Here is a 3636-nt window from a genome sequence, read left to right on the forward strand (position 1 = left end):
ACGGTTACACCTAAGGGAGTTGCTGCTACTGAATTGCGCCCTTGGGGATCATTTACGGTATTGGAAGAGGGACGGGGCTATAAGATTAAGCGCATTGAGGTAAAGCCCGGTCATCGGTTGAGCTTGCAGATGCACCATCACCGCAGCGAGCATTGGATTGTGGTTTCAGGTACCGCGAAGGTAACCTGTGGCGATCGTGAGATTGTGATTTATAGCAACCAGTCTACCTACGTACCGCAATGCACAGCTCATCGGCTGGAAAATCCCGGTGTGATTCCCTTAGTTCTGATTGAAGTACAAAACGGGGAATACTTGGGAGAAGATGACATTGTTCGTTTTCAGGATGATTACGCCCGCACTGATACGCCTAAGTCATGATTCATCTCAGTGAAACTGCTGTCAGTGAACTGTTGCGTTTGCGTAGTCGCTCCTTGGCTTCAGCAGCCAACTTGCGTCTGGGGGTCAGGCCAGGTGGCTGTGCTGGTCTTGTATATAGCTTAACATTTGATGATAGGGTGGCTACTGATGATCAGATCTTCGACGGCGATCGCCTACCCGTGGTCATCAATCGGCAGGACTTAGAGTATCTGCGGGGGTTAACAATTGATTATTCTGAGGACTTAATGGGTGGAGCGTTTCAATTTCGCAATCCCCAGGCAACCAGCACCTGTAGCTGTGGAACATCGTTCGCAGTCAGTTCGTAGTCGCCAATACCTAGCGTGAGTGTGATGGCTGTCGCCAAAAGCGTCTGAACCAAGACAGCAGCGATGGTCTGGCAGCAACTTTGAGAATTTTGTCTTTTAAGGAAGAGCGCACTAGAAAGATGCAGCCCTCTCTGGTAAATGGGGCATGGCTAGATCCAATTCCAGAGCGGATGTAGTCACCAGTGTGGTAAGTGCGATCGCCATCAACTAAATCACCTGCCAGCATAAAAATCTCTTCCACATCCCTGTGGTCGTGCAGTGGATAACGGGCACCAGCCTCCGCCTTTAGCAAGCAGACGACTCGCTGAGTACGGTAGTTAATGCTGAGAAGAACAATTTCGATGCCAGGGGCTGCGTGAGGTCGCCATTTCAAACCAGCCAACAGATTAGTCAATAGCTCTAGGGAGTTGGTTGTCCTTTGGGTAAGGGTAGCGAGTTCATCTAAGGCATTGAGATCTGTAGGTAACGGTGCTGGTAATTCTGCTTCAGGCTGTGCTGAGGTTACATCAGGGGCTGGAGTGGAGGTGGTAAGTTGCTGCAACAGGCGTTGTTTGAGCGCAGGGCTGAGGGTTGCCAGCGGCGTGCTATAGGCCAAGGCAGCAACTGTTTCCTGGACGATCGCCAGCTCTTCAGCCAGTTCTGGACAGTCGGCAATTTGCTGCTCTACCCACAACTTCTGCTCTGCACTCAATGTCCCTAGGGCATAGAGGGGAGCTAGTTCGCAAAAGCAATAATGAGCAGCCATTGTCAATACCCGTTGATGTTCAAATACATTATGAAATACAAAACCCTATATTATATCTCAAGTTACTAATCCTGTCTTGTTCTCACGACATTATAAATATTACTTATCTTTCCCTAGTCCCAGCGCCCTATGGCCGTGCGTAATTTGGTTAGCCCTAAGCGAATACGAGTTTTGACGGTGCCTAGAGATACGTTCATCTGGTCGGCAATTTCCTGCTGGGTTAACCCTTGGTAATAGGCCAGTTCGATCGTCAGTCGCTGCTCTGTAGGCAGAGTTTCTAAGGCGGCGATAACTTGACGACGACGCTCTGACAACAAAGCATCATTAAAGGGGTCGTTATTGGGAACAGCGGGCAAGTCTTTTGCTAATTCCCTTGAGGCTGTCGCTACTCTGTGCGATCGCTGCAACGCCCGCAACCGATCCATCAACCGACTCCGAGCCAACATCAGCAACCAACTGTCTGCTCGACCTTTAGCAGGGTCATAGCGCCCGGCAATGCGCCAAACCTGAGCAAACAAGTCTAAAACCACCTCTTCCGCCTCTTCTACAGATCCTAGGCTTTTGAAGGCTAGGGAGTAGACAAGTTTGGCATAGCGATCATACAGAGCAGACAGAGCTACTTGGTTCTGCTGGGCAATTTGAGCGAGGAGAGTTGCGTCATCAGCGGGAGACTGATCGGTCATCAACGCATGACAGTGATAGAGTGATAGCCTCATCATTTAAGCACAATTAACCAACAATAATCGGCAAGCCATGATCATGCGGGGTGAGACTGGACGGCAGCAATAACGATGATGGTGACAATAGCAATCGCTATACTGGCCGCCACTAGGGTAGGCAGCGACCCAGCTAAGTAGGGTACGATTACCCCAGACAACCCTGCGCCACCGAAATATAGGCCTGTGCTCCAGCCTGCCTGCGACAGGGGAACTAACTCTAGAGCATAGGGAACCATGCTAATCAACACTAGGCCAAAACTGCTGCCTGCTATCACAATGTTGGCAATCGCCAGTTCAGGGCTGCCAACCTGAGTAGATAGCCCTAGGGAAATGGCAATTGCACCTAACCCAGTCATCATGGCTGACTTGGATCCTAATTTAGCCACTATCTGTCCCAGGGGAAGAGCCGTGATTGCTGCGATCAGTAGCACTCCTGAAGCTATCCAGCCGGTAGTCACCAGAGGTAATTGGAGATTAGCTGTTTTTGGTACAGTCTCCAGCAGTAGATTGAGGTCAGACCCAACACCCAGCCCCACTAAGAAGGTGAGCGCCGATCGCAGGCGATCGTAGGGCACAGTATCCACCACAGGCAATGTGGCTATGGTATGGCGGGGAAGAGCACGATATAGCACTGTTGCTGCTGCCATAAGGACGATCGCCCCAGCCACAAAGGTCAATGATGCCCCAAGTCTGTCTAGGAGTTCTCCTAGAATCGGCCCTAGACTCGCAGCCAGACTAAAAACTAGGGTTAATACAGCATTGGCTTGCGGGAGTGCTTTTACTGGAGCAAACTGCCGTAATAGCGCAATAGCTGGCCCCCGAAAGATAATCATGGCGATTACCCATAGGGTCATCATGACTGGAATCAACCAGCGCCAGCCACTGGGCAGTTCAATGCGTAGGGCTACAGCGGTTGCTACAAATAGCAGCCCTGCTAGGGTAACTCCCACTGAAATGATGGGTAATCGATTGCCCAGTCGTTGCATTATGCGATCGGAATAGGCACCGACCATCGGTTCAATCACAGCCCCTAACAAGCCCTGCATTACCCCTAAGCTACTGGCCAGTTGCAGAAACCCTAACTGCACCAGCACCTTAGGTTGGTATAGTCCGTAGGCAATCCAGCTCATAACAATCGCGGCTAGGAGCGCTGCTAGCCCCCAAACCTGTCGCCACAGAATAGATTGATCTGCCTCCGATGACTCCATTTCACCTGTCTGCATAAAATATCCACGATGACTAACCCGGCAACTGGCTCTGTTTGAATATCCCCCTTTGCACTAGACTATCTACTCCAACTAAGGGCACCATGGAGCAAGTGCAGTGGCGTAGATAGCCTAGCGGGCAACAACTCTACTATTGACGTGTTCTATACCTTTAACACCCAAGCACGGCGATTATCACCACTGACAAAGGCAGCCGGAACAATCTCTAGATTGACACCCAATGCCTTGAAGGTAGCGCGAAT

6 protein-coding genes are annotated in these 3636 nt (G+C 50.6%); 2 read left to right on the forward strand and 4 right to left on the reverse strand.

Features of this window, described 5'->3' with window-relative positions:
• Together NZ772_15705 and NZ772_15710 are read left to right on the forward strand one after the other, a co-directional pair.
• A partial coding sequence (locus NZ772_15705; GenBank protein MCS6815000.1) for a phosphomannose isomerase type II C-terminal cupin domain occupies positions 1–378 on the forward strand: 378 nt, incomplete at its 5' end.
• Positions 375–704, forward strand: coding sequence for an iron-sulfur cluster assembly accessory protein (locus NZ772_15710; protein ID MCS6815001.1), 330 nt, complete (start codon positions 375–377; stop codon positions 702–704). The genes NZ772_15705 and NZ772_15710, both read left to right, overlap by 4 nt.
• A 10-nt stretch (positions 705–714) precedes the next feature.
• Here the strand turns inward: NZ772_15710 and NZ772_15715 are convergent, their stop codons facing one another.
• The 4 genes from NZ772_15715 to NZ772_15730 all read right to left on the reverse strand — a co-directional run.
• Complete coding sequence (locus NZ772_15715; protein MCS6815002.1) at positions 715–1449, reverse strand: cupin domain-containing protein; 735 nt, start codon at positions 1447–1449, stop codon at positions 715–717.
• A gap of 113 nt (positions 1450–1562) precedes the next feature.
• Positions 1563–2168, reverse strand: coding sequence for a sigma-70 family RNA polymerase sigma factor (locus NZ772_15720; GenBank protein ID MCS6815003.1), 606 nt, complete (start codon positions 2166–2168; stop codon positions 1563–1565).
• A 38-nt stretch (positions 2169–2206) separates the two neighbouring features.
• Positions 2207–3391 carry an MFS transporter gene (locus NZ772_15725; protein MCS6815004.1) on the reverse strand — a complete coding sequence of 395 codons (1185 nt, stop codon included), beginning with the start codon at positions 3389–3391 and terminating at the stop codon, positions 2207–2209.
• Positions 3392–3537: 146 nt separating this feature from the next.
• Positions 3538–3636 (reverse strand): DUF4439 domain-containing protein (locus tag NZ772_15730; protein ID MCS6815005.1); only part of this gene is annotated, 99 nt, incomplete at its 5' end.

Source organism: Cyanobacteriota bacterium (assembly GCA_025054735.1).
Taxonomy (GTDB): Bacteria; Cyanobacteriota; Cyanobacteriia; order SKYG9; family SKYG9; genus SKYG9.

Bases quoted from the DNA above. Each gene is read 5' to 3' on its own strand.
- NZ772_15710 (MCS6815001.1), top strand. From the start codon at position 375: ATGATTCATCTCAGTGAAACTGCTGTCAGTGAACTGTTGCGTTTGCGT.
- NZ772_15715 (MCS6815002.1), bottom strand. From the start codon at position 1,449: ATGGCTGCTCATTATTGCTTTTGCGAACTAGCTCCCCTCTATGCCCTA.
- NZ772_15720 (MCS6815003.1), bottom strand. From the start codon at position 2,168: ATGATGAGGCTATCACTCTATCACTGTCATGCGTTGATGACCGATCAG.
- NZ772_15725 (MCS6815004.1), bottom strand. From the start codon at position 3,391: ATGCAGACAGGTGAAATGGAGTCATCGGAGGCAGATCAATCTATTCTG.